This window comes from Pseudomonas sp. GW821-FHT09C08 (assembly GCF_059418125.1).
Genome location: NZ_JBWKPG010000004.1, coordinates 627,105 through 652,359, shown reverse-complemented (window position 1 = coordinate 652,359; position 25,255 = coordinate 627,105). Strand labels below are relative to the sequence as shown.

Sequence of the window (25,255 nt, the reverse complement as noted above, 5' to 3'; positions counted from 1 at the left end):
GGCGGTAAAAATTTAAAGGAAGAAATCCAGGCGGAAATAGATCGGCGCTTCACGCTCAGTGATCGGCCCCGGTCTTTCCAAAGAATGTGCAAAGGTCACCGTGGCGGCGACGTTCTGGCCGCGGGCAAACAGGTCGACCGAGTTGCTGCTCATGCGCCCATGCTGCTCGGCGTTGTAACGGCCGTGGCTGATCACGCCCTGGTCGTAGCCGAGGCTGGTGCCGTATTCGCTGAACACCGGCTGCAGCCAGGCCCAGGTCACCGGGCGGCTCCAGCGCAGGTCGTTGCGCCATTAACCGCCGCTGTCGCCGCTGAGGGTCTGGTCCTTGTAGCCACGAATCGATGACTGCCCGCCCAGGCTCATGCGTTGTGGGCTGAAGAGCACGTCTTCGCTGCGCTGGCCGGTCATCAGGCTGCTGAAACTAAACGACTCGCCCCACAGTTTGAACGGGTACAGGTAGCTGAGCGTCGCGGTGTATTTGCGGTAGCGTGCATCCGGCTGGCCCGGGCGCGGGTAGTGATTGGCCTGGGCGTCGAACGCGCCGATGCCGTCCTGCATGCCCAGGTCGATGTTGAGGAACGAACCGCCAATACGTCGACCATGGTTGATGCCGAACTGGGCTTCGCTGAGGCGGTTGCTGCTTAGAGCGAGCTTGCTGTCTTCGATGAAGTTGTTGGTGCGCAGGTAGGCCACGCCGGTGTTGAGGGAGGTTTTGCTCAGGGCGTCACGGTGAATAACCCGTTCCAGGCGTAACTGATGGTTCTGGCTATCGCCCGATTGCTTGAAGTTGAAGCCGCTGGCTTGGGCCAGTGAGCGGTATTCGGTTTCGCTGTAGCTGTAATTGAGGTTCCACCAACCGAACGGCAGGCTGTAGTTGAGCATCGAGTTACGCGAGGTTTTCTGGTGGTCACTGACCGCATCGTGGCCGCCACGCAGCGACAATTGATCGGCGAGACCGAGTGGATTATCCCAATCCAGGCTGGCGCCCCACTGCTGCTCGCCAGTGGCGCGCTGGCCGCCGTTGTGGCGCGACAGGCCGACGCGCCAGGGTTTCTGCGGGGTGTTTTTGACCAGCACTTCGCTGCCGCCCACTTCTTTGCCGGGCGCCAACTCCATCTGGGCCTGGTTCGAGGGCAGACGGTTCAGTTGATCCACCATTTGCTCGATTTCGCGCAGGTTAAGCAGGTCACCCGGTTTGCCTGGGAAGCTCATGGCGAGTTGGCGGTCGGTGATGCCGCTGCCCTCCGCGCCCTTCATGCCTTCCAGACGGCCTTCCACCACTTGCACCTTGAGGTTGCCGCTGGCGAGGCTTTGTTGCGGCAGGTAGGCACGACTGGTGACGAGGCCTTTGGCGAGGTAGTGGTCGGTGATGACCTTGAGCAGATCATTCAGCTGAGGTACGCCCAGGCACTGGCCAATGTACGGCTTGAGCAAGCTGTTGCGCTCGCCTTCGGAGAGGGCGTCGGTACCGGTGAGTTCAATGGTGTTGATGGGGAAGCAGCGGGTGTCGGCAGGTGCTGATGGATTAGCTGGCGCGGCGGTTTTGCCGGGCAGGTCTTTGAGTTCTTCGAGGCGGCGTTGCTGCTCTTCGAGCAGGCGATCCTGACGATCGCGGATCAGGTCGGTAACGCCTGGCGTGTTCTGCGGGGTTGCGCCTTGGGCCGTCCCGGCTAAGCCCAGGCATAAAAAAACGGACAGCAGGCTGAGCCTGGTCCGACGCCTGCAACGCCACATGTGTAGATCCCTCTATATAGCCAAGTGCCATCAATGAGCGGCGATCATATGGTGGCGTTATAGTGGCGTCAATTAAATGTACAAATTTGTTTTCTGGACGATACATGGAAAATTGGGACCGCCGCTCAGCCGTACATGGAGGAAATTGAGACGAGCTCTGTAAATATAGCCAAGCACTCTAATCGCTAGGCCAATCAAAAAACCTGCATGGCTGCAGGCTCTTCTCAAGCTAGGTTCTCAATCCAGACAGTAAATCGCCCGCTACCGCATTGCCTCCAGTGCATGCCTCACCTGCTCAACATCCACATGAACATATTTCAGGGTCGTGGCGATACTTCGGTACCCCAACAGGTCCTAGAAGATGTGAAGGTTGCTCTTGGGTTGCTTCATCAAATCGGTAGCGATCGTATGCCGAAAGCCGACTTAGCACTCGGAGCAGAACGCCTCATGCGTTCATTTCAAGAGCTTCTTGGAGAGGTACGGATGTAACCCAAGACTATTCCCCAGTGCTGTTCTTGATTGGGGGCATTTCCCGAGCGCCCTACGTGATCGATGCGATCAAAGAGGCATTCACGGAATGTGATTTTGCTCCGAGCGACGCATCACTCGGAGTCGTGGACGGTTTATCAGTGTATGCATCACTGACATGAAGGTCTGGTCCTTCAAAACGACTGGAACATTGAACGCCATTATCAATGAGCTTGTAGAACCTCAATATCCAGATCTTCCTTAGCGGCAAGCGAATCACATCCGCGTGTATTGCATCTGTGATAGCCCCAAGACGTTGAATGCTTTACGAATGTTTGCGTCAGTGGGCTCTCTATCCCGTAACCACCTCACAGGTAAGTCGAGATAGCTAGCCCACAGCGCCCCTTGCTTGAAGTCCAGCCACCGATTGGTTTTTGCCATTACCTCCAGATATTGATTCACCAGTGGGTACTGCAGATCCCCAGCTGAATACTTAGCCAACTTGAATGCTTGGGTGTAGTAAATAGAGGAAGCGGCGTAATCGGCTGACCTGTAGAAAACGATCCCCTTAAGCCATTCCACAAGCCATGGCAAACGCCCTGCTATGGAGGCGCAGCTCAACTCTTCGTGGAAAGAATTTACGTCCTCCAAGGTTAAATTTTGGAGGTTCCTCATCACCATGCCTCGCTGCACATACGTGTCAAGATCAGCGGGCTTGTCTAATCTCCAGCGAGAAATAACGTCTGCGCGGATCCGCGCTGCATAGGCGCCGTAGCGCTTCTCCAACCACAAAGTAACATTATCGGGCACATGCCCATCATGGTCTGTGTGTTCCATCATAAGGTCGCTTGCAGTCTGGCATTTAGCTTCAAAGCCCCCCCAAAAGTGAGGTGCCATTTTGATACCTAGACTGACTCTCTTCTTCATGCGGATTGAAGCCTGGCTCTCTAGTCCAAACTTTTTCCCACTCTCGTCGGGTGGCTCAATTTCTGAAGCATGTTCAATAAGGTGTTGATCTAGATTGGCAAGGTATTCCTTGATCTCTACCGCCATCCATCCAGCGTAAAGCCGTGTCTGGCTCAAGGTCTCCTTCAGAAACTCCCTGCCAAAGACCTTTTGAACATCCTGCGTAATGAAGGTGGTGATTCGTGCAATTACAGCGCAGGTAACAATACCGTCTTGGAGCCGTTGCTCAACTGGATTTCCAATCAATGCTTGCGCATTGAAAGAGTCCTCCAAGTTTTTCACCAGCGCAGGAAGGGAAGGTAAATGCTTGCCCGCTTTCCAGTTCCGGGCAGCCCTCTCGTTGCGCTCATATCGACCTATTTCGTCCTGCGTCCCTGCGGGATCATGGAACGTGGAAAGGCGACAGCCACATGCCGCATAGGCCCAAGCCATTACCTTAGCAAGGGGTGTTGTCATATCCCCATCAACGTTTGAGGGCAGGTACCAACACGGCTCCAGAGGCTGAGGAACGGCATAGATATACCCTTGCATCACGATCCAGGTACGAGCCGCAGAGCGCACCGCTATTTCAATGGCATAGCTCGTTAGAAAATAGCGTGTGGTGTCGGCCTTGGTCATGTACGTACCCATCTGTTTAATCAGGGACACGTACGACTCGTGCAGGTCATTGAGTAATTCGCGGATTTGCTCCGCTCGGAACCCACATCGGACATACCGCCCTAGCGTGCTTGTAAGGAGCTTCGCGATATCCTCAAATGTGCTCTGCAAATGGCAGTCCTCCTTCGCCAGGCGCTGCATTCGCTTTTGGTAAGTCTTCGCCATGCTCTGATCGAACTCGGTTTCGTCGAGACGATCATGGGCCTTTCGGGGCATCACGCCAGACGCCGCAACCGCATACTTAACCACGTCGCCTAGAGTGGGTGATGTGTACACTCTTTCCATGATGTGTTTCCCCGAAGTGCCCGCGTGGCTTACTGCTGATTAGGGTTCATTTGCTTACCTCGGTTTCCGTGCACAAGGGAGTTGGTGGTGTTCGAACCATTGGTACCTCGGTTCGTGTTTAACGAGTCAGAACGGTGATTGTTCTGAACGCGCTGGTGGTTGGATGGTTGCTGATTCGACGGTTTGTTCGACATGGTGTTACTCCTGAGTAATGGAGGCGCAGCGTGATTGAGCGCGCTCCTTGGGTGACACCTGCAGATTACTCAGTGCCCCCTCATCACTCCACGTCGAAACTGGCGACGTCCTTTTTATACGTTTGGGAACTTACAGAACGTCAAGGCGCCCCCCCCGTACTATTTTTCTTCAGCGCTAGCAGTCGAACAATTAGGTCTGTCTGAGCGGCATAGTCATCACACCCATAAAGCGCGGCACACTGAATCAGAGATGAATCAATTTCTGGAAAATTGAATCGCCCCGGGTCTCATTATTCGCGATCAGTTGAAAGGTGCCGCCTAGCGCTTCATGCGATAGCGCGTAGAACGACGACAGCGATGGCTGGTTATCAAGATCAATAAGTAGGGTCGAAGACCTGCATCGGCGCAGAACGCGCCTAGATTGGCGCCTACCGTGGTTTTACCCGGTCCGCCCTTGGTTGAAACGATTGCTGCGATTTTCATACTGCTTGCCTCTGAATCGAAGGATTAGAGACAGCTTCATAAAGGTCAAGCTATAGGCTGATTGTCAGGAGAAAACGCCCTGAACGAAAAAAGCCTGCATCTCTGCAGGCTTTTCTCAATGTCTGGCTCCACGACCTGGACTCGAACCAGGGACCCAATGATTAACAGTCATTTGCTCTACCAACTGAGCTATCGCGGAATGCGCCGTATGTTACTGATTGAAAAGGAGAAGTCAAGCTTTCTCTGGTATTTCAAGTGATTAAACCGGATGACCGGTTGCGAGCCGGTGCTCCTTTGCCAGTTCCAGCCAGGCCAGGGCTGCCGGTGGGAGGTGGGCGTTGGTGCGCCAGGCCAGGGCGATGTGCCAGTCGGTGTGGGGTTCGTCCAGGGGGATCAGGGCGATGCCGGGGTGTTGGTGTTTGTGCGCCAGCATGCGCGGCAGGAAGGCGACGCCGAGGCCGGCGGCGACCAGGTCGACGATGAAGTCGATCTGCCCGCTGCGTGCGGTGACCCGCGGCGTGACGCCTTTGCGCTCGCAGGCGGCGAGGATCTTGGCGTTGAGGGCGAAGCCGGCTTCGAAGAGGATGAACGGTGAATCGGCGAGGTCGGTAAAGTCGATGCGTGAGCGCCGCGCCAGCGTGTGGCTGATGGGCAACACCGCCATCAGCGGTTCATTGCGCACGGGCTGGTAGTCGAACGCTTCATCCACCGGCAGCAGCAAGGCGGCGAGATCGACCTCCCCCGCTTCCAGGCATTCGCGCAGGCGTTTGCTGCCGTATTCGGTGAGCTCGATGTCGATGTCCGGGTAGCGGCTGCGGTAGGTGGCGAACATGGTCGCGAACAGCACGCCGCAGCCCACCGGTGGCAGGCCGATGCGCAGTACGCCGCGCTTGAGGCCGCGCAGGTCGTTGATCTCGGCCACCAGGTCGTTGCGTTCGGCGAGCAGCACCAGGGCCCGGCGATAGGCGATTTCGCCGGCGGCGGTGAGTTCGTTGCGGTGGCCCAGGCGGTTGAGCAGCGGCGTGCCCAGTTCGTCCTCCAGGGTCTTGACCGCCTTGCTCACGGTGGACTGGGTCAGGGAGACCACCTCGGCCGCCTGGGAGAAACCGCCCTGGCGGACCACTTCGACAAAGGCGCGCAGTGTTCTGAGGTTCATCGGTATTCCCTTTGCGACTGGATACCAGTGATAAAAGTTGTTTTTATCATGCCATAAATTTCCTTATCCTCAAGCCACCTTGCCTTGTGGAGACACTGTTGATGATCATCTCGTCCGCTTCCGATTACCGCGCCGCCGCCAAACGCAAGCTGCCGCGCTTTCTGTTCGACTACATCGATGGCGGCGCCTACGCCGAGCACACGATGCGCGCGAACAGTTCGGACCTGGCCGAGATCAGCCTGCGCCAGCGCGTCCTGCGCAATGTCGACAACCTGAGCCTGAAAACCAGCGTGTTCGGCCAGGAATTGGCGATGCCGGTGATCCTCAGCCCCGTCGGCCTGACCGGCATGTACGCGCGACGCGGTGAAGTGCAGGCTGCAAAAGCGGCGGCCAAGCAGGGCATTCCCTTCTGCCTGTCGACAGTGTCGGTGTGCTCGATTGAAGAAGTGGCGTCGCAGAGCCCGCAGGCGATCTGGTTCCAGCTGTATGTGCTCAAGGACCGTGGCTTCATGCGCAATGCACTGGAACGCGCCCAGGCGGCCGGGGTCACCACGCTGGTGTTCACGGTCGACATGCCCACACCTGGCGCGCGCTATCGCGATGCGCATTCGGGCATGTCGGGTCCGTTTGCGGCACAGCGGCGCATGCTGCAGGCCGTCACCAAGCCACAATGGGCCTTCGATGTGGGCCTGATGGGACGTCCGCACGACCTCGGCAATATCTCCAGATACCTCGGCAAACCGACGCACCTGGAAGACTACATTGGCTGGCTGGCCAACAACTTCGACCCGTCGATCAGTTGGAAAGACCTGGAGTGGATCCGCGAGTTCTGGAAGGGCCCGATGATCATCAAGGGCATCCTCGACCCGCAGGACGCCAAGGACGCCGTGAGTTTTGGCGCCGATGGCATCGTGGTCTCCAACCATGGTGGCCGCCAGCTCGACGGCGTGCTGTCCACCGCCAAGGCGCTGCCACCGATTGCCGATGCGGTCGGCGATGACCTCACGGTGCTGGTCGACTCCGGCATCCGTTCCGGATTGGACGTGGTGCGCATGCTCGCACTGGGCGCCAAGGCGTGCCTGCTGGGCCGCGCGACTGCCTATGCACTGGCCGCCGATGGCCAGCACGGGGTGGAGAACCTGCTGGATATCTTCGCCAAGGAAATGCGCGTGGCCATGACCCTGACCGGCGTCACTTCGATCGACCAGATCGACCGCACCACCCTGGTCTAGCCCTGCTGCTCGACGATACCGCGCGCCTTGAGGTGCGCCAGTTGCTCAGCCGACAGGCCCAGCCGCTGCCCGAGGATATCGTCGGTGTGCTGCCCCAGCATCGGCGCCGGCCGCACATATTCCACCGGCGTCCCGGACATCTTGATCGGGCTGCCGACCATGGCGAAATCGGGATTCTGCGGGTGGGGGATTTTCACCATCAGGTTGCGCGCGATCACTTGCGGCTCTTCCAGCGATTGCGCGATGGAGTTGATCGCCCCCACCGGCACCTTCGAGGCGTGAATGCACGCCACCCACTCATCGGCCGTACGCCCGAGAAAGTGCGCCGAGAGCAACTCGACGATCTCGGCGCGGTGGGCCACGCGGTCGGCATTGCGGCGAAAGCGCGGGTCATCCGGCAGGTGCGGCAAGCCGATGCTCTGGCACAACGCGACGAACTGGCTGTCGTTGCCACAGGCAATGATGAAGTCGCGGTCGGCCGCCCGGAACACCTGGTAAGGCACGATATTGGCGTGGGCGTTGCCATAGCGCTGCGGCACCTTGCCCGAGGCCAGGTAGTTCATGCTCTGGTTGGCCAAGGTCGCGACCTGCACGTCGAGCAAGGCCATGTCGATATGCTGGCCGACGCCTGTGCGCTCGCGGCTGAGCAGCGCGGCCTGGATCGCCACCGTGGAATACAGGCCGGTCATCAGGTCGGAAAAGGCCACGCCGACTTTTTGCGGGCCGCCGCCCGGCAGATCGTCGCGCTCGCCGGTGATGCTCATCAGGCCACCGATGCCCTGGATGATGAAGTCGTAGCCCGGTTCTTCGGCACGCGGGCCGGTCTGGCCAAAACCGGTGATGGAGCAGTACACCAGGCGTGGATTGATCTCGGCCAGGGTCGCGTAATCCAGGCCGTAGCGCGCCAGGGAACCGGCCTTGTAGTTCTCGATCAACACATCGGAACTCGCCGCCAGTGCCCGTACCAACTCTTGCCCCTCCGGGCTGGCCAGATCGATAGCCACCGACAATTTGCCGCGATTGGTGGACTGGTAATAAGACGCCTGCCCGGACGACTCGCCGGTATCGGTCTTCATCCACGGCGGGCCCCAGCCACGTGTGTCGTCACCGCTTTGCGGCCGTTCGATCTTGATCACTTCCGCGCCGAGGTCCGCCAGCACTTGCCCACACCACGGGCCGGCCAACACACGGCTTAAATCCAGTACCCGCAAACCTGTCAATGCACCCATTGTTCTTATCCTGTGAGGTTGGGAAATCAGCCGACTGCCGGCTCTTCATGGCGTAGGGAAATCCCCAGCAACGCCCGCCGCCGCAACCAGGGACTGGGGCGGTAGCGCGGGTCATGGGTGAGTTCGCTCATGCGCTGCAAAATTGTCAGTATTCTCTGCGGGCCAAGTGCATCGCCCCAGGCCAGCGGGCCGTTGGGATAGCCCAGGCCCAATTGCACCGCCTGGTCGATATCGGCGGGGGTGGCGATCCGTTGCTGCGCGATGTCGCAGCCGAGGTTGACCACCATCGCCAGGGTGCGCTGGGCGACAAAACCGACACTGTCACCGATCACGGTCACCCCGACCCCATCCGCCGCGAGCAAGGCATGCGCGGCATCACGCATGGCGGCAGAGGTCAGCGGGTTTTGCATCAGGGTGCGCTGGCGCGACAGGTCCGTCAGCACATCGATGCACACGGTGCGCGCCGGGTCAGTGTCGAAGTGCACCGACGCGCTGGTCGCGTCCCGCCCATAAGGTGCCAGCAGGCACAGCGCCTCTGCCGACGGTTGTAGCGTGTTTTCCAGCTGGGCACCGAGGCCGATCAGCAAGGCACTGAGGCGCGCATGGTCTTCGCTGTTTTCGGTGGCGATCCACACCGGTGGCTGTTGCCGCACCGTCGGTACGGGCTGAGGCTGCGGGGCGTCCACCACCTGACCGTTTTCATAGCGGTAGAAACCCTGCCCGGTCTTGCGCCCGAGGCGCCCGCCCACCAGCATCTGCCGGGTCAGCGGTGACGGCCGGTAGCGCGGCTCCTGGTAGAACTGGGTGTAGATCGATTCCATCACCGGGTGTGACACGTCCAGGCCGGTGAGGTCGAGCAGTTCCAGCGGCCCCATGCGGAAGCCGGCGCCGTCACGCAGGATGCGGTCGATATCGCCCCGCGCGGCGATGCCCTCGTCGAGCATCTTCAGGGCTTCAGTGCCATAGGCGCGCCCGGCGTGGTTGACGATGAAGCCCGGGGTGTCCTTGGCGCGCACGCCGCGATGGCCCATGCGTGCAACCAATGCGAGCAGCGCGGTGGCGACGTGCGGCGCCGTGGCCAGCCCGTCGATGACTTCCACGACGCGCATCAACGGCACCGGGTTGAAAAAGTGCAGGCCCGCCACGCGTTCCGGGTAGCGGCAGCCGGTGGCGATGGCGGTCACGGACAGCGAGGACGTGTTGGTGGCGAGGATGCAATGCGGGCTGACAATGCCTTCCAGCTGTTGCAGCAGGCCGCGCTTGGCGTCGAGATTTTCGACGATGGCTTCGACCACCAGATCGCAATGCTGCAGGTCATCGATAAGCTCAACCACCTGCACGTTGGCCCACGCCGCATCCATCGCCGCCTGGCTGATCTTGCCCTTGCCCACCAACTTGGCAAACGTGGCGCCGAGGTTGTCGCGGGCCGCTTGCGCAGCGCCGTCGCGGGCATCGAACAGGCGCACCGCCACACCGGCTTGAGCGGCGATCTGCGCAATGCCCGCGCCCATCACACCGGTGCCCACCAGGCCCAACGTATTGAGGGTGTCGGTCATGCTTATTCCCCCCGGTATTCAGGCGTGCGTTTCTCGAAGAACGCCGCAGCGCCCTCCTTCTGGTCCTTTGAATCGAACAACAACTGGAAGGCCTTGCGCTCCAGTACCAGCGCACTTTCCAGCGGCAGGTCGGCACCGGCCAGCATCACTTCCTTGATCTGCTCGACTGCCAGGGGCGGCAGTGCGGCAATCTGCGCCGCCAGCTCCAGCGCCCGAGGCAGGGTCTGGTCGTCGCTGACGACTTCGCTGAGCATGCCCATCGCCAAGGCTTCTCGTGCGCCGACCATGCACCCGGTGAGCGCGATGCGCATCGCCTGGAACTTACCCACTGCGCGGATCAACCGCTGGGTACCGCCCGCCCCCGGCATCAAGCCCAGCTTGACCTCCGGCTGGGCAAACCGCGCCGATTCGCCGGCGACGATCAGGTCGCAATGCATCGCCAACTCGCAACCGCCGCCCAGGGCAAACCCGTTGACCGCGGCAATCACCGGCTTGGGGCAACGGCTGATGGCTTCCCACAGGTACTCGGTGTGGCGTCGATACATATCGATTGCGCCTGCGCTGGCGAACTCTTTGATATCGGCTCCGGCGACAAAAAACTGCGCGCCACCGGTCAGCACAATCGCACGCACCTCGCGGCGCTTGGCGAGTGCCCGAAAATGCTCGGCAAGGGCTTCACGCACCTGGGCATTCAGGGCGTTCTTGACCTCGGGGCGATGAATACGGACCACGGCCACGCCGTTGTCGTGGACGTCGAGGGTTACCACGGGTTGGTCTGCGCTGGTCACATTCACTCCTGCTGCAACGTTCTTGTTAGTCGGCCTGTCACTTGTTTCGCTGTGCGAAATAACATTCCGTATTTAGCCATGATCATAAGTATCGACCCTGCAGGTGTAAACGCAAAAACCCAAATCCATTTGAAAATAGCCGCTAACCCGCTGTTTAAACAGGTGTTATCAGCAAGCGTCGGAAAACCTCAACATCTTGCTTTGTTTCGCTGTGCGGAATAGAATTTTGTTTTGTTGATTTTATAAAAAAATGAGGCTTAACATGCGCCGTCAAAACGCGGACCCGGATAGCTCAGAAGTCCCGGCTGGCAACCACGCTTTCGAGCATGTGTTGATTGATCCGATGAACAACGATGAGGAGGAAGACAAGGACCGCCAGTTTGTCACTGCGCTGGCCCGTGGCCTGGAACTGCTGCGCTGCTTTACGCCCAGCGAGAGTGTGCTGGGCAACCAGGAACTGGCGCGCAAGACCGGGCTGCCGAAACCGACGATCACCCGCATGACCCACACGCTGACCCGCTTGGGTTACCTCAAGCACCTGCCGCAGTCAGGCCGGTACCAGTTGGATGTGGGCGTGATGGCCTTCGGTTACGCGATGCTGTCGAACCTGTCGATCCGGGCCGTGGCCCACCCGTTGATGGAGACGATGGCCAAGTACGCCCAGGCGGCCGTTGCCATGGCCACCCGGGACCGCCTGGACATGGTCTACCTGGACGTGGTCCAGGGCGAAGCGAACATGACGATGCGCCGCCAGGTCGGTACGCGCCTGCCATTGCACTTGAGTTCGGCAGGCCGCGCCTGCCTGGCGGCGATGCCGGAAAACGAGCGCGAGTTCATGCTCGACCATATCCGCCAGCGTCATCTGGAGGACTGGCCGACACTGCGCAAGGGGCTGGAGCGCGCGTTCAGGGACTACACCGACTTCGGCTATTGCATGTCGATCGGAGAGTGGCACCGCGATGTAAACGCCATCGCCGTACCGCTGCTGCACCCACAACATGGCTTGCTGGCGTTCAACTGTGGCGGACCGAGTTTTCACCTTTCCCGGGAAAAACTCGAAGACGACATCGGACCGCGCCTCAAGCACATGGTGAACAATATCGTGGCCGCCACCCGCTAGCAGGATCGGTGTGCGGCCTCGGCAGATTGACGATAACAGGCCCGCTGAACGGGCCGCTGAGGAATGCACATGATCCGAGACCCGCAAACACTTCATATCCTGGTGGATGCCATTGCGCAGTTCGTCAACGAAGCGCTGATCCCACGGGAAAACGAAGTCGCCGAGACCGATGAAATCCCGGCGGACATCGTCAGCCAATTCCAGGAAATGGGCCTGTTCGGCCTGACCATTCCCGAAGCCTACGGCGGCCTGGGGCTGACCATGGAAGAAGAGGTGACCATCGCCTTCGAGCTGGGGCGCACCTCCCCCGCCTTCCGCTCCTACTTCGGCACCAACAACGGTATCGGCTCCATCGGCATCCTGCTCGATGGCACCGAAGCGCAGAAGGCGCATTACCTGCCGTTGCTGGCCAGCGGCGAGCTGCTCAGTTCGTTCTGTCTCACCGAACCGGACTCGGGCTCGGATGCCGCCTCGCTGAAAACCACCGCGGTGCGCGACGGCGATCACTATGTGATCAACGGCACCAAGCGCTTTATCACCAACGCGCCCCACGCCGGGATTTTCACGGTGATGGCCCGCACTGACACGGCGATTCGCGGCTCGGGCGGTATCAGCGCGTTTATCGTCGAACGTGAAACACCGGGGCTGTCGCTGGGCAAGCGCGACCACAAGATGGGCCAGCAAGGTGCGCACACCAGCGATGTGATCTTCGACAACGTGCGCGTTCCGGCCAGCCAATTGATCGGCGGCGTCGAAGGCGTGGGCTTCAAGACCGCGATGAAGGTCCTCGACAAGGGGCGCCTGCACATCGCGGCCGTCAGCGTGGGAGCGGCAGAGCGCATGCTCAACGACGCGCTGAACTACGCCATCGAACGCAAGCAATTCGGCCAGCCGATTGCCGAATTCCAACTGATCCAGGCCATGCTCGCCGACAGCAAGGCCGAGATCTACGCCGCCCGTTGCATGGTGCTCGACGCCGCGCGCAGACGCGACGAAGGCCAGGACATCGGTACAGAAGCCTCGTGCTCGAAGATGTTCGCCACGGAAATGTGCGGGCGGGTAGCCGACCGTTGTGTGCAGATCCATGGGGGTGCCGGCTATATCAGCGAGTACGCCATCGAACGGTTTTACCGGGATGTGCGCCTGTTCCGCCTGTATGAAGGCACCACGCAAATCCAGCAACTGGTGATCGCCCGCAACATGATTCGCGCGGCGCAGCGCTAGGACTCACCGCAATACCCATACCCAATGCCCTAACAACTACAAACAAGGTATCGCTATGGAAGTCGCCGCATCGGCGGGCGCGTTGTCGCCTGCCAAAAACCACCTGTGGATCATCGTATTCATCTTTTGCTTCCTCGGCCTGCTGATCGATGGTGCCGACCTGATGCTGCTGTCCTACAGCCTCAGCAGCCTCAAAGCCGAGTTCGGCCTGAGCAGCGTCGAAGCCGGCAGCCTGGGCAGTTTCACCCTGGCCGGCATGGCCATCGGCGGGATCTACGGCGGCTGGGCCTGTGACCGTTTTGGCCGGGTGAAAACCGTGGTGTGGAGCATCGTGCTGTTCTCTGTCGGCACCGCCATCCTGGGCATGACCCACAGCTATTGGCAGTTTGCGAGCACGCGGTTTTTCGCCTCCCTCGGCCTGGGCGCCCTGTACGTGGCGTGCAACACACTGATGGCCGAATACGTGCCGACGCGCTATCGCACCACCGTCCTCGGCACGCTGCAGGCGGGCTGGTCGGTGGGGTATATCGTCGCCACCTTGCTGGCCGGCTGGATCCTGCCTGAACACGGCTGGCGCTGGCTGTTCTACGTGGCGATCATCCCGGTGATCCTCGCGGTCCTGATGCAACGCCTGGTTCCGGAACCCCAGGCCTGGCTGACGGCCCGCGCCGAACGCGCCCGGCAGAAAGCCGATGGCACCCGGCTCGCGCAGAAGAGCAAGCCCGACGGCATGTTCAAACTGATTTTCAGCGATCCAAAAGCCAGCCGCATGTTCCTGCTCTGGGCCCTCACCGCAGGCTTCCTGCAGTTCGGCTACTACGGCGTGAACAACTGGATGCCGTCGTACCTGGAAAGCGAGCTGGGGATGAACTTCAAGTCGATGACCAGCTACATGGTCGGCACCTACGCGGCGATGATCTTCGGCAAGATCCTCGCCGGCCTGGCGGCGGACCGCCTGGGTCGGCGTACGGTGTTTGCCGTGGGTGCGCTGGGCACCGCGATCTTCCTGCCGGTGATCGTACTGTTCCAAAGCCCCGAGAACATCTTGTGGATGCTGGTGGTGTTCGGCTTCCTGTACGGGATTCCCTATGGCGTCAACGCCACCTACATGACTGAAAGCTTCGAAGCCAAGTTTCGCGGTTCGGCAGTGGGTGGGGCCTACAACATCGGTCGCATCGGTGCCGCCGTGGCGCCAGCCGCCATTGGTTTCCTGGCATCCCACGGCTCCATCGGCGTGGGCTTTCTGGTGATGGGCGGCGCGTACTTTATCTGCGGGGTGATCCCGGCGCTGTTTATCCGCGATAAACAGTTCGATCCACAAAAACAGTAAAGCAGAGCGGGCCGGTGGCAGCGCCGGCCCTTGTTTGCCAAATAACTGGCGTCAGTCTTTGCTTGCCGGTTTAACCTGAAAAGAAGGCGATTGATTTATAAGGGTTTTAATTTAGTTAAAACCAATTGGCATGGATCTGGCTCTAACCTCCTTCAAGCAGGTTACGCGATGACAAGACGTGCGGCAGTGCCCAGGGGTTATAACCCACTGTAAAGCGGTTTAAACTATTCCCATGTTTTACGGAACTGAAGGAACAGTAAGACGCTTGGCACTCGCCACTCTCATCGAGCCTGTAAGACAGCCAAGTGCTTAGAGGCCGATCGTTTATGAAAACACCCACCCAGACCAACGCAATTGACTTCGACAGTGCCAAATTGCAACGCCTGGGCTTTGGTCAGCCGTCCCTCCTGCCGCGCCGTCCCATCACCCTTCTGCAACTTCGCCAGCAACTGGGCATGCAACTGCAGACCAGCCTGGAACCGGAGCGCATCCTCGCGACGTTTTTCCGCGAGATCCAGCGTCTGGTGCCGCTCGACGCCCTGCAATATCGCCACGCTGCCAGCGATCTGCGCCTGGAGTTCGGTCATCGCGGCCACCATTCGATGAGCTATAGCCTGAGCCACGAAGGCGAGCACCTGGGCGAGCTGATTTTCCGGCGCAACCAGCGCCTGCTGGAAGAGGAACTCGGCCAGCTGGAGTCGCTGCTGGCAACCTTGCTCTACCCGATGCGCAACGCCCTGCTCTACCGCGCCGCCACCCGCAGCGCCCTGCGTGACCCGTTGACCGAGACCGGCAACCGGATTGCCATGGACCAGACCCTGCAACGGGAAATCGACATGGCACGTCGTCACCTGAACCCGCTGTCGCTGCTGATGCTGGACATCGACCACTTCAAGAACATCAACGACACCTACGGCCACGCCGCCGGCGATAACGTCCTGCGCGCCGTCGCCGGAGCGATCAAGGCCCAGTTGCGCAATGTCGACATGGTCTTCAGGTTTGGTGGGGAAGAGTTTCTGATCCTGCTGTCGAACACCGGCCGGGATGCAGCCGCAATGGTCGGCGAACGCCTGCGCCAGGCGGCACAGGCCCAGGATTATTCGGCGGAGGGTAAACGGATCGAATTGACGGTGAGCCTCGGCTGCTCGACATTGCTGGCCGCCGAGTCTGCCGAAAGCCTGCTGCGCCGGGCCGATAACGCCTTGTACGTGGCCAAGCGCGAAGGCCGCAACCGCCTGGCGATGGCAGGGTAACCCCCACCACCGCCGTTACATCAGGCTTCGCTGGCCACCCGCGCCGGGCGCTCACGCACCAGCACCGCCGGCTTTTCCTTCTCCAGGCGCATGCAGCTTTCCAGGAACAGGTACATGTAGTCGTAGCTCTTGCACACGGCCTGGCGCAGCTCAACCTGCAAGGCTTTGCTCGGGTTCATGCCGGCCAGGGTGCAGATGATTTCCAGCGCTTCCCACGGGTGGGCGTCATCGTACTGGGCATGCATCTTCAGCCACTTCATCGCGCGCTTGCGGTCTTCCTCGGGGAAAGCCGCCGCGTAGACACCGGTGGAACACACCACCGCCGACCACTCCCCGGTCGCCCCCTCGATCGCGTAGTTGGTCGCGGCGATGGCCACGATCAGCGAATCGGCCGAGCTGGTGTGCCAGCACCAATGGCTGAGCGCGTGCAGCTCCGGCGGCACGTTCTGCGCCTGCAGTTCTTCGAGGCTGACGCCATGCGCACGGGCCCAATGCACCCAATAATCGGCGTGGTTCAGTTCCACGCGAATGTTGCGCATCAGCCAGCGTCGCGCCATATCCTCCCCAGGATGGCGGGCAAACTTGGTCTTGGTGAGGTTCTGTGCCATGTACAAGGCAAACTGTTCCACCACGGGCCAGCCACCGATCAGGTAGTGACGCAGGGTCTTGGCGCTGAGCGTGTTATCGCGCATGCGCTGGTACAGTTCGTGTTCGACAACGCGCCGCTTGCTCTCGCTACAGTCCTGGATCAGTTGTTGCGCCCAGGCGGGGTAACTCGAGGCTTCCATAAGCGGGCCGGTTCTGTTGAATGTGTCGATCACTGTCGGGCTCCTTTTTAAGTGTGATGTACAGACCAGCAAAGGTTTCAGCGGAATGTGCCGGGCGCCTTGAATAACAGGGGCTGCGGCCGCGAAGGTCGACACTGCAGACTATCAAAGGTAAACAACTGCGGTCGTTCGATCAGGTAACCCTGAGCGTAATCCACCCCGATCTCGAGCAACGCCTGTTCGATGTGCGGTGTTTCAACAAACTCTGCAATTGTGCGCTTACCCATGACGTGGCCAATGTGATTGATCACTTCAACCATCGCGCGGTTAATCGGGTCGTCCAGCATATCCTTTACGAAACTTCCATCGATCTTCAGGAAGTCTACAGGTAAATGTTTGAGATAAGCGAATGAGGACATTCCGGCGCAGAAGTCATCCAGCGAGAAATGACAGCCTAAGGCCTTGAGTTCATTAATAAAGCGGATGGCACTGCCCAAGTTTGCAATTGCACTGGTTTCAGTAATTTCAAAACAGATCATGCTGGGTGGAATACTGTAAGTATGAAATTTCTCACGCAAGAATCCGAGGAAGTCATCATCACCGATAGTAATGCCTGACAGATTGATCGCACACATGGCCATCGGACGCCCCGGACGTTCATGCATGCAGGCGGCAATCAGCTTGAAGACATTCTCGACCACCCAGCGGTCCAGGGAGGTCATCAGACCGTAGCGCTCGGCCGCCGGGATAAAGCTGTCCGGCAGGATGATGCGCCCGCCCTCGTCGTGCAGGCGCAGCAGGATTTCTATATGCCCGTTGCCGCCGTCAGTGTGCCCCAGCGGCATGATTTCCTGGGCGTACAGGCAGAAGCGGTTTTCTTCCAACGCCATGTGCAGCCGCTGCACCCAGGCCATTTCGCCAAAGCGCACCGACAGTTCCGAGTCATCGGCGTGGTACACCTGCACGCGGTTGCGGCCTTTTTCCTTGGCCATGTAGCACGCCATGTCAGCCGCCCGCAGCGACGTTTCAAGGGTGGTCGGCGTGTGCCCGATGTGCACCAGGCCGATGCTGACGGTGGTCATGAACGGCCGGCCCTTCCACACGAAGTGCAGGCTTTGCACGGTATGCCGCAGGCTCTCGGCGATTTTCTCCGCCACTGGTGCCGGGCAGTTCTCCAGCAGGATGCCGAACTCATCGCCACCCAGGCGGGCCAGGGTGTCGCCTTCGCGCAGGTCCGACTGCAACAGTGCGCAGATATGCCGCAACAGCTCGTCACCCGCCGCATGGCCGCAGGTGTCGTTGACCAGCTTGAACTGGTCCAGGTCGAGAAACATCAACGCATGCCGCCCGCTCTGCGCGCCCCCGGCCGGGTGCAGCACCTGCTCCAGGCGGAACTCGAACTCGCGGCGGTTGGCCAGGCCGGTCAGGGCGTCATGGGTTGCCTGCCACGACAGGTTGGCGATGTACTGGCGCTCCTGGGTCATGTCGTGCAGCACCAGCACCGCGCCCGTGACCTTGCTCGCGCTGCGGATCGGAGCGCCCACCAGGTTGACCGAAACGGTGCTGCCGTCCAGGCGCTGGATTGTTTTCGAATGCTCGCTGCCGCTGCTGAGCTGGCCCTTGACGATGTGCTCGATCAAGGTGAAACCGTCGGGCTGGGCATTGTCATCCAGCAGGTTGAACAACGCCGCCAGCGGCAGGCCCTGGGCCTGCGCCGTGTTCCAATGGGTCAGCGCCTCGGCCGCCGGGTTCAGGTAGGTGATGCTGCCTTCGACGTCGGTGGTGATCACGCCATCGCCAATCGACTCCAGGGTGATCTGCGCCCGCTCCTTCTCTTCCTGCAGCGCATCGGCAAAGGCATGGCGCTGGGCCAGGAGCTTGTGAGTACGCAGCAGCGCCAGCACGATCAAGCCCAGGGCCGTGGTCAGGTTGGTGATCAGCAGCAGCCGCAGGATCATCCGCGAGCCTTCGCCCAACGCGTCGCTGAACGCCTTGGCGGCGGGTGTCACGCCTTCGTTGATGGCAATGATGTGCGCCTTCCATTGGCGCACATCATTGGCGTTGACCTGGTCACGGCGGATCGCCTGGTGCATCTCCCGGGCCAGGTCATCGAGCTGCATCAGGTAGCCATCGCCCACCGTCCACAGCTCGATGGCTTTTTCCAGGTAGCTGAAATGCCGGAAATTGAGGTACAGCCAGATCAGGCTGGAGACGTCATCGGGGTGGTTGCCGCCCTTGAGGATGCCCAGGCGGGCGGCAGCAAGATCGGGCGTGGGCCGATCCAGGGCGATGCGCAGCTCATGCCCGCCCTGGGGCACGGCAATCGCCTGCTGGTACTTGAGATAGGTGGATTCGTCACGGTTGTCGGCGTAGAGCGTCAGGTAGTAGATCGCGTCTTTCTGGCCCTTCGACCACAGGCTTTCACCGGCCACGTAGCCGCGTACCGCTGAAAGCACGTAGAGACTGACGCAGCCCAACAATGCCTGAAACAGAACGACGGCGATGAAGGGCCACACAATGCCCAACAGCCGAGGCGTTCCGAGAGTCCGCTTTTGCTTCATGAAGTCCCTTACACATGCACTGCCCAATACGCACGCGAAAATCCGCTTCCGATAGCTAAGCCTAGGCTAAATCAACGCACTTGCTGCAAGTGTCCATATAGCTTGGCGTACAGGCCGCCATCGGCAATCAACTGCTGATGATCGCCGTCCTCAGCAATATGACCGCCGTCGAACACTAATACTCGATCCGCTTGCTTAACCGCCGACAAACGGTGAGCAATGATCAGTGTAGTACGGCCGCTGAGAAACCGCGCCAGCGCCTGGTGCAGGTTGTATTCGGTGGCGGCATCGAGGGCGGAGGTCGCCTCGTCGAGGATCACCACTTTCGGCTCGGCGAGGACCATGCGCGCGATCGCCAGGCGCTGGCGCTGCCCGCCGGAAAAGCGCACGCCAGAGCGTCCCACCACACTGTCCAGACCCTGCGGCAGGGCTTTGACGGTGGCGTCCAACTGGGCAATTTCCAGCGCCTGCCAGCAGGCCTGGTCCGTGCGCTCACGCCCCATGGTCAGGTTGGCCCGAACGGTGTCGTTGAACAGCGCCGGGTGTTGCAGCACCACCGCGACGTTCTCGCGAATGGTCTCCAGGCCGATGGCCTGCTGGGTCGCTCCGCCGAAACGGATACTGCCGGCCTGCGGCGTGTACAGCCCGAGCAGCAACTGCACCAGGGTACTTTTGCCGCCGCCGCTGGCGCCGACAATCGCGACCTTCTCACCGGGAGCGATGGCAAGGTTCAACTGGTTGAGCACCAGGTCATCGCCATAGCCGAAGTCCAGGCCGCGGACTTCGATGCCGACGGTTTCGCGGCCGCTGAACGGGTCTTCGCCGCCCGCATATTGCGGCTCGTCGGCACGCGCCAGCAGCTCGTTGATCCGCGTCAGCGCGCCGCCCGCAGCGTAGTAGGCGTATTGCAGGTTGAGCAGTTGCTCCACCGGGCCGATCATGAACCACAAGTAGCTGAATACCGCGAGCATCTGGCCGATGGAAAGGTCGGAAAACAGCACCGTCAGCATCGCCGCCGCCCGGAAGATGTCGATACCGAACTGGAACAGCAAACCACTGGCGCGGCTGGACGCGTCGCTTTTCCATTGCGAATTGATCGCGTAGTCACGCACTTCCTGGGCGCGCTGGCCAAGGCGTCCGAGGAAGAAGCCCTGGCGGTTGCCGGCGCGTACTTCCTGGATCGCGTCCAGGGTTTCGGTCAGCGCCTGGGTGAAGCGCGAAGTGCTGTCGTTTTCGAGCTTCTTCAGGTGTTTGACGCGCTTGCCCAATTGCACCGTGGCGTAGATCACCAGCGGGTTGAACAGCAGGATCAGCAAGGCCAGTTGCCAATGCATCCACACCAGGATGGCCGAGGTGCCGACCAGCGTGAGCATGGCCACCAGGAAGCGGCTGAGGGTTTCGCCGACGAACTTGTCCAGGGTGTCCAGGTCGGTGACCAGGTGCGTGGTCACCGTGCCGCTGCCCAGGCTTTCGTACTCGCCCAGGGAGATGCGCTTGAGGCGTTCGATCAGGCGCACGCGGATGCGGTACACGATGTCCTTGGCCAGCCGCGCAAACAAGCGCGCCTGCACCACGTTGAACACCAGGGCGCCGCACCGCAGCGTCAGCGTCACCAGCAGCATCAGGCCGATATAACCGGCTGCTTTCTGCCAGCCCAGGGGCAGCGCATGGTTCATCACCTTGAGCGCGGCATCGCCGTGGCCCAGTAACACTTCGTCCACCAGCAACGGCAACAGCAAGGGAATGGGCACGCTGCACAGGGTCGCCAGCACGGCAACGCCATTGGCGATCCACAGGGATTTACGGTGCCGCAAGGCCAGGCGGCGAATTTCCGCCCAGGTCAGTCGGTCGACGCGTTTGGGTTGCTCATCGGGCCGGTCATACACAGGCAGCTCGCTCCAGCCAACGGGCGAGCAAGGGCGACAGTTCCGACAGCGGCTGGTAGCCGTTGGTCAGCAACGCGAGCTGGCCATTGCGTTCGGCCAGCAGCGTCGGGAAACCGGCGATGCCCAAATCCTGGACCCAGGTGAAATCGGCGGCGGTCGCGGCGTGCTGCTCGGCACGGTCGAACGCACCGGCAAACTCGATGCGCGGGATGCCGGCCTGCTCGGCCAGCTCCACCAGCACGCTGGCGAGGGTCACATCGCGACCCTCGACATAAAACGCGCGCTGGATCAGCCCCAGCAGTGTCCACGCGCAATCCGGCGCCAGGCTGCGCGCGGTGACGATGGCGCGACAGGCCGGCTCGGTGTCATAGACAAAACCGTCGGGCAACGCACCTTCGCGCTTGAACGGCTGGCCGGTGGCGTCGGTGACGGCTTGCCAGTGCTCCAGGATGTAGCGCCGGGTGGTCGGCTCCAGCGCCGCGCCGCTGCCGGTGCGCAACCCGCCCACCACCAGGTGCAGTTCCACCCCGGCCGCCTGGGCCTGCTCTACCAACGCCTGCGCCACCGGGGCAAAGCCCCAGCACCAGGAACACATCGGGTCCATTACATAGAGCAGGCGCGCGGACATGGGTCAGGCCTCGGAAGGGGTTTGCTTATAGTTGAAGCCAATCGGGTGCGGCATGTTGCGGGCCTTGGCCAGCTCGATCTGCTTTTGCCGGTCGATCGCGCTGCGACGGGTCTTCTCCGGCAGCTTATCCCAGCAATGTGGACAACTGATGCCGGCCACATAGTGCTCGGACGCGCGGTCTTCTACGCTCACCGGTGTGCGGCAGGCATGACATTGATCGTAGTCGCCTTCGCTCAAGTCGTGGCGCACAGTCACGCGATTGTCGAAAACAAAGCAGTCGCCCTGCCATTTGGTTTCTGCCTGGGGCACCTCTTCGAGGTACTTCAGGATGCCGCCCTTGAGATGGTAGACCTCATCGAACCCTTCGCTGAGCATATAGCTCGAGGCCTTCTCGCAACGAATGCCGCCGGTGCAGAACATCGCGACTTTCTTGTGCTTGGCAGGGTCGAAGTTGGCTTTGATATAGTCGGGAAATTCGCGAAAACTGGTGGTTTTCGGATCGATTGCGCCTTCAAAGGTGCCAATCGATACTTCGTAGTCGTTACGCGTGTCGATCAACAGCACTTCCGGATCGCTGATCAGCGCGTTCCAGTCTTGTGGATCAACGTAGGTACCGACTTTTTTGTTCGGGTCGACACCTTCGACACCCAGGGTCACGATCTCTTTCTTGAGCTTGACCTTGGTGCGGTAGAACGGCTGGTCGTCGCAGTACGATTCCTTGTGGTCGATGTCGACCATGCGTGGATCGTTCTTCAGCCACGCCATCAGCCCGTCAATGCCTTCGCGGCTGCCGGAAACGGTGCCGTTGATGCCTTCTTCGGCGATCAGCAAGGTGCCTTTGATGCCGTTGTCGACCATTGCCTGCAGCAATGGCTCGCGCAGGGCGACGTAATCTTCCAGGGTGACGAACTTATACAGTGCCGCCACGACAATCGGTTGAGTCATGGGTGTTCTCTCCAGGTGGCTACCCTCGTAAGGGGTGAACCGGATGTCGGCAGCTACGGGCTTTTAACCGCAAGCTGCCAGTAAACGCAAAAAAAACGCGCCGACTGGGCGGCGCGTTGCGGATTCTAGCAAAACCCCGATGCGACTGCATCGACACTCAATCACCGATATTTCCTTGACGCCCTCACGGCATTGGCTGACCTCGACCCAGACCACCTGCGTGATAGCGTCTTGCGTCGCCCATGGGACCCGCCTTTGGACAGTTTTATTGGAAGATCGATTGATATGGACACCTCAAATCCAAGCAGTCCGCTACTGGCGCAACTGGTGGAACACCCCGTCACTCCTGGCGCAGGGAGGGTCGATTTGAGTACCGCCTTGAATAGACTCAACCTCGCCAGCGTCTTCGACATTGTCGACCAGCCCAAGGCCGAATTCATCCGTCAATTGGCTCAATACACTGATGACGATGGCGCCCAGGCCTATGAAAATGCGCTGTCCTACGCCACCCAGTTGCAATGGCTGCACGACCAACAATCATTAAATCCGCGCCCTGCCCCGTCTCACAGCAAGCGCGACCTGGGTTCAAAGGCGCCCAGCCCGCTCAACGAGGACTGGGGGAATGTCTGTCACCCGGAGGCCATCGCCGCTATCGACTCACCGGTTGCCTACCTGCGCACGCTGTTTCTTTTTGCAACTCAACTGGAAAAAAAAGGCGCGGCAACCAGTAAAAAAAAAATCCTGTTGAGCCAACGGCGTCCGGACCTGGGACGCTTATTGATCGACCACGACACAACCTATTCTCAACGCCCCCTGCTGACACTCATTGATGAGATGTTGCACGTGCAGATCCAGCTCCACCATCCGGATAAGGACCTGCATCAACAACTCAGCAGGGCGCGCTACCCCATGGCGTTGCCTTACCACCATCATCATCGCCAGTGCCAGCTGGCACTCTCGGGAACCCGGTACTCCCTGGGTGAGTTGAATTATCGAATCAGCAAACGCTTGCCGTTTGACGACGCCAGCAGCGCACGCTATGCCACGGTCACAAAGCCCAATGCCAATACCCAGCGGCTGCTGGGTGAACTGAGTCCGGAGCAGCAAAAGCTCTTGGCGCAATCGCTCGTTCCGGAAGACACTTTGTATGAAATCTACTACGGCCGGCCTCGGAAACCGCCGACCCAGATGGCAATCCCACTGGAAAACCTCGACGTCTTCTTGAAAAGTACGGCGTTGAACAGCCTCCAATTGCAGGCACTGTTGGCGCAAAACAGTTTCGCTCCCCACGCCTCTCTCTCGACCAAGGGCCAGACACTGCCGACCTTTGGGGCGCGCTACGTCAACGGTACTGGTGACCCACCCATGACTGTGGAGGGCATCTCCACCAGCAGGCAAACCGCGCAACTGCTGAATACCTCGCACGACCGGTTTGATCGCATGCAACGGATGATCCGCCTGCAACAGTGGGTCAATCTGCCTTTCGCCGAGCTGGACACTTTGATCGTCAGCGCCATGGAGTGTGAGGGCACAGCCAACTCGAGCCTGCGCATCAGCCCCAATACCCTGCGCGCACAAGGCGTCTACCGCTACCTGAGTCGGCACTACGCCCTTAAGCCGTTGGAGTTTTCCGCGTGGCTGCATCGTTTGCCCGTTCAGGCCAGCGCCAATGAGCAGCCGCTGTTCGATCAAGTGTTCAACCGCACAGCGGTGTCCTCGCAACCCCTGCCGCTGGACGACCAGGCCTTCGATTCACACACCCGCCAGCAACTCTGCGCCGCGCTGACGTTGAGGGACACACCGGATTCACTGCAATTGCTCATCGAGGCCACCCCGGCCCCTGTCGCCCGAAACCTTGCCACGTACTCCGCGATCTATCGGCAAGCGCGGATCGCTCAAGTCTTCGGCCTTTCTGTCCTGCACTGCAAACAACTGGCTGACGTGCTCGGCCCGTCGACCTGGGCGTCGCTGGTCACCCCCACATTACGCATCAAGAAAGCCGCTCCGATGGATTTTCTCGATGTGCTGATGCAAATGGACTGGGCCGTCACGTGGCTCAAGGCCTGCGGTACCAGCGTGACGCAGCTGCGCCAGCAATTGCTGCTGGAACCCATTACTGACAGCCCGGCACTGCAACGCGGGGTCGACCTGCTGAGACAAGGGCCGCACTCATGCATCCAACAGTTCCTGGAAAGCCCGGAGCCGGCCGTCTACAGCAATGAGCTGAAACTCTACTACGGCCAACATTTTGTGCCCTTGCCTGAGCCTGAGCCGGCACCGATACACCTGATCCTGCTGGTTCCAGACATCACCACATTGTTGTCCTTGCCAGTTAACGGCACGTCGCTACGTCAATTGCTGCTCAACCCTCATTGGCTGGACAGCGAGATGACAAAAGGGGCGCTGGTCGGGCTGAACCTGGGCACGCTTTATCTATTACAGCGTTTCAGAGACTGCTGCGATACGTATGGCCTGGCACAGGACAGCCTCCTGGCGTTTTTCCAGGGTGCCAACAACAACGGGCCGCAAAACCCCAACGCCCAGCTGAGTCAATGGTTGGGCTGGGACGAACGCGAGCTGCGCGTGCTCACGGCGACCTTGCCCTCAGGCATGGTCAGGTCCATGGACCAACTGGATTGGATCATGCGCTGCCGGCAAGCCTGCACCCTCACCAGACTCTCCAGCCAGACCCTGCTCGACACCAGCGAACTGGATATCCAAAGCGACTTCAGCAGTTGGCAGTCCGTGGGTGAAGCCGTCGTCGCCGCACGTCAATAACGCTGCATCTCAATC

At 60.3% G+C, this 25,255-nt stretch carries 16 protein-coding genes, 1 tRNA gene and 2 pseudogenes; 6 read left to right on the top strand and 13 right to left on the bottom strand.

Annotated elements, in window-relative coordinates:
- Positions 1-12: 12 nt before the first annotated feature.
- The 5 genes and pseudogenes from AC07OJ_RS17535 to AC07OJ_RS17515 all read right to left on the bottom strand — a co-directional run bounded on the left by AC07OJ_RS17535 (position 13) and on the right by AC07OJ_RS17515 (position 5,943).
- Positions 13-1,734: pseudogene (locus AC07OJ_RS17535) on the bottom strand (ShlB/FhaC/HecB family hemolysin secretion/activation protein).
- Between the two features lie 744 nt (positions 1,735-2,478).
- The gene (locus AC07OJ_RS17530) at positions 2,479-4,110 is read right to left on the bottom strand and encodes a hypothetical protein (protein ID WP_495094870.1); all 1,632 of its coding nucleotides are present in this window, start codon (positions 4,108-4,110) and stop codon (positions 2,479-2,481) included.
- Between the two features lie 453 nt (positions 4,111-4,563).
- Positions 4,564-4,787, bottom strand: a pseudogene (locus AC07OJ_RS17525) (ParA family protein); the annotation flags it as partial.
- A gap of 123 nt (positions 4,788-4,910) precedes the next feature.
- Positions 4,911-4,986 (bottom strand) — tRNA-Asn (locus tag AC07OJ_RS17520).
- A 60-nt stretch (positions 4,987-5,046) separates the two neighbouring features.
- Positions 5,047-5,943 carry a LysR family transcriptional regulator gene (locus AC07OJ_RS17515; RefSeq protein ID WP_213553875.1) on the bottom strand — a complete coding sequence of 299 codons (897 nt, stop codon included), beginning with the start codon at positions 5,941-5,943 and terminating at the stop codon, positions 5,047-5,049.
- A 101-nt stretch (positions 5,944-6,044) separates the two neighbouring features.
- Here AC07OJ_RS17515 and lldD point away from each other — a divergent pair, with 101 nt between their 5' ends.
- On the top strand, positions 6,045-7,175 hold the full coding sequence (lldD, locus tag AC07OJ_RS17510) for an FMN-dependent L-lactate dehydrogenase LldD (protein WP_120449275.1): 1,131 nt from the start codon (positions 6,045-6,047) through the stop codon (positions 7,173-7,175).
- Here lldD and AC07OJ_RS17505 read toward each other — a convergent pair.
- Genes AC07OJ_RS17505 through AC07OJ_RS17495 form a run of 3 tightly spaced genes read right to left on the bottom strand, consistent with a single transcriptional unit; the run spans position 7,172 to position 10,748 of the window.
- The gene (locus tag AC07OJ_RS17505) at positions 7,172-8,404 is read right to left on the bottom strand and encodes a CaiB/BaiF CoA transferase family protein (protein ID WP_106803089.1); all 1,233 of its coding nucleotides are present in this window, start codon (positions 8,402-8,404) and stop codon (positions 7,172-7,174) included. The genes lldD and AC07OJ_RS17505 overlap by 4 nt on opposite strands.
- Before the next feature lie 26 nt (positions 8,405-8,430).
- Positions 8,431-9,960, bottom strand: coding sequence for a 3-hydroxyacyl-CoA dehydrogenase (locus AC07OJ_RS17500; RefSeq protein WP_495094869.1), 1,530 nt, complete (start codon positions 9,958-9,960; stop codon positions 8,431-8,433).
- A gap of 2 nt (positions 9,961-9,962) precedes the next feature.
- Positions 9,963-10,748, bottom strand: a complete 786-nt coding sequence (locus AC07OJ_RS17495; protein WP_106803087.1) for an enoyl-CoA hydratase — start codon at positions 10,746-10,748, stop codon at positions 9,963-9,965.
- Positions 10,749-10,998: 250 nt separating this feature from the next.
- Here AC07OJ_RS17495 and AC07OJ_RS17490 point away from each other — a divergent pair, with 250 nt between their 5' ends.
- The 4 genes from AC07OJ_RS17490 (at position 10,999) to AC07OJ_RS17475 (ending at position 15,675) form a co-directional block, all read left to right on the top strand.
- Positions 10,999-11,868, top strand: a complete 870-nt coding sequence (locus tag AC07OJ_RS17490) for an IclR family transcriptional regulator (RefSeq protein WP_065904331.1) — start codon at positions 10,999-11,001, stop codon at positions 11,866-11,868.
- A 69-nt stretch (positions 11,869-11,937) separates the two neighbouring features.
- Positions 11,938-13,092 carry an acyl-CoA dehydrogenase family protein gene (locus tag AC07OJ_RS17485; RefSeq protein ID WP_065904329.1) on the top strand — a complete coding sequence of 385 codons (1,155 nt, stop codon included), beginning with the start codon at positions 11,938-11,940 and terminating at the stop codon, positions 13,090-13,092.
- Between the two features lie 55 nt (positions 13,093-13,147).
- A complete protein-coding gene (locus tag AC07OJ_RS17480) occupies positions 13,148-14,422 on the top strand; it encodes an MFS transporter (RefSeq protein ID WP_315418494.1) in 1,275 nt (424 codons plus the stop codon).
- Between the two features lie 326 nt (positions 14,423-14,748).
- The gene (locus tag AC07OJ_RS17475; RefSeq protein ID WP_065904326.1) at positions 14,749-15,675 is read left to right on the top strand and encodes a GGDEF domain-containing protein; all 927 of its coding nucleotides are present in this window, start codon (positions 14,749-14,751) and stop codon (positions 15,673-15,675) included.
- 20 nt (positions 15,676-15,695) lie between these two features.
- Here AC07OJ_RS17475 and AC07OJ_RS17470 read toward each other — a convergent pair whose 3' ends face one another.
- The 5 genes from AC07OJ_RS17470 to trhO form a co-directional block, all read right to left on the bottom strand.
- Positions 15,696-16,463 (bottom strand): iron-containing redox enzyme family protein, encoded by a 768-nt coding sequence (locus AC07OJ_RS17470; protein WP_207200669.1) that lies wholly within the window; start codon positions 16,461-16,463, stop codon positions 15,696-15,698.
- A 77-nt stretch (positions 16,464-16,540) separates the two neighbouring features.
- Entirely contained in the window at positions 16,541-19,003 is a 2,463-nt protein-coding gene (locus AC07OJ_RS17465; protein WP_106803084.1) for an EAL domain-containing protein, read from the bottom strand.
- Between the two features lie 71 nt (positions 19,004-19,074).
- Positions 19,075-20,889: an ABC transporter ATP-binding protein gene (locus AC07OJ_RS17460; RefSeq protein WP_065904319.1), complete on the bottom strand. Its 1,815-nt coding sequence runs from the start codon at positions 20,887-20,889 to the stop codon at positions 19,075-19,077.
- The gene (locus AC07OJ_RS17455) at positions 20,882-21,484 is read right to left on the bottom strand and encodes a DsbA family protein (protein ID WP_177343946.1); all 603 of its coding nucleotides are present in this window, start codon (positions 21,482-21,484) and stop codon (positions 20,882-20,884) included. Before AC07OJ_RS17455 ends, AC07OJ_RS17460 begins: the two co-directional genes overlap by 8 nt.
- A gap of 36 nt (positions 21,485-21,520) precedes the next feature.
- Positions 21,521-22,462, bottom strand: a complete 942-nt coding sequence (gene trhO, locus AC07OJ_RS17450) for an oxygen-dependent tRNA uridine(34) hydroxylase TrhO (RefSeq protein WP_033900937.1) — start codon at positions 22,460-22,462, stop codon at positions 21,521-21,523.
- Between the two features lie 285 nt (positions 22,463-22,747).
- On the opposite strand from trhO, the gene AC07OJ_RS17445 reads away from it, so the two are divergent.
- On the top strand, positions 22,748-25,240 hold the full coding sequence (locus AC07OJ_RS17445; RefSeq protein ID WP_495094868.1) for a Tc toxin subunit A: 2,493 nt from the start codon (positions 22,748-22,750) through the stop codon (positions 25,238-25,240).
- The last annotated feature ends 15 nt before the right edge of the window (positions 25,241-25,255 follow it).

Excerpts from the sequence above, each read along its gene's own strand:
- AC07OJ_RS17505 (WP_106803089.1), bottom strand. The coding sequence starts at position 8,404 with ATGGGTGCATTGACAGGTTTGCGGGTACTGGATTTAAGCCGTGTGTTG.
- AC07OJ_RS17490 (WP_065904331.1), top strand. The coding sequence starts at position 10,999 with ATGAGGCTTAACATGCGCCGTCAAAACGCGGACCCGGATAGCTCAGAA.
- trhO (WP_033900937.1), bottom strand. The coding sequence starts at position 22,462 with ATGACTCAACCGATTGTCGTGGCGGCACTGTATAAGTTCGTCACCCTG.
- AC07OJ_RS17515 (WP_213553875.1), bottom strand. The coding sequence starts at position 5,943 with ATGAACCTCAGAACACTGCGCGCCTTTGTCGAAGTGGTCCGCCAGGGC.
- AC07OJ_RS17530 (WP_495094870.1), bottom strand. The coding sequence starts at position 4,110 with ATGGAAAGAGTGTACACATCACCCACTCTAGGCGACGTGGTTAAGTAT.
- AC07OJ_RS17500 (WP_495094869.1), bottom strand. The coding sequence starts at position 9,960 with ATGACCGACACCCTCAATACGTTGGGCCTGGTGGGCACCGGTGTGATG.
- AC07OJ_RS17455 (WP_177343946.1), bottom strand. The coding sequence starts at position 21,484 with ATGTGTTCCTGGTGCTGGGGCTTTGCCCCGGTGGCGCAGGCGTTGGTA.
- AC07OJ_RS17480 (WP_315418494.1), top strand. The coding sequence starts at position 13,148 with ATGGAAGTCGCCGCATCGGCGGGCGCGTTGTCGCCTGCCAAAAACCAC.
- AC07OJ_RS17470 (WP_207200669.1), bottom strand. The coding sequence starts at position 16,463 with ATGGAAGCCTCGAGTTACCCCGCCTGGGCGCAACAACTGATCCAGGAC.
- AC07OJ_RS17465 (WP_106803084.1), bottom strand. The coding sequence starts at position 19,003 with ATGAAGCAAAAGCGGACTCTCGGAACGCCTCGGCTGTTGGGCATTGTG.
- lldD (WP_120449275.1), top strand. The coding sequence starts at position 6,045 with ATGATCATCTCGTCCGCTTCCGATTACCGCGCCGCCGCCAAACGCAAG.
- AC07OJ_RS17485 (WP_065904329.1), top strand. The coding sequence starts at position 11,938 with ATGATCCGAGACCCGCAAACACTTCATATCCTGGTGGATGCCATTGCG.
- AC07OJ_RS17445 (WP_495094868.1), top strand. The coding sequence starts at position 22,748 with ATGGACACCTCAAATCCAAGCAGTCCGCTACTGGCGCAACTGGTGGAA.
- AC07OJ_RS17475 (WP_065904326.1), top strand. The coding sequence starts at position 14,749 with ATGAAAACACCCACCCAGACCAACGCAATTGACTTCGACAGTGCCAAA.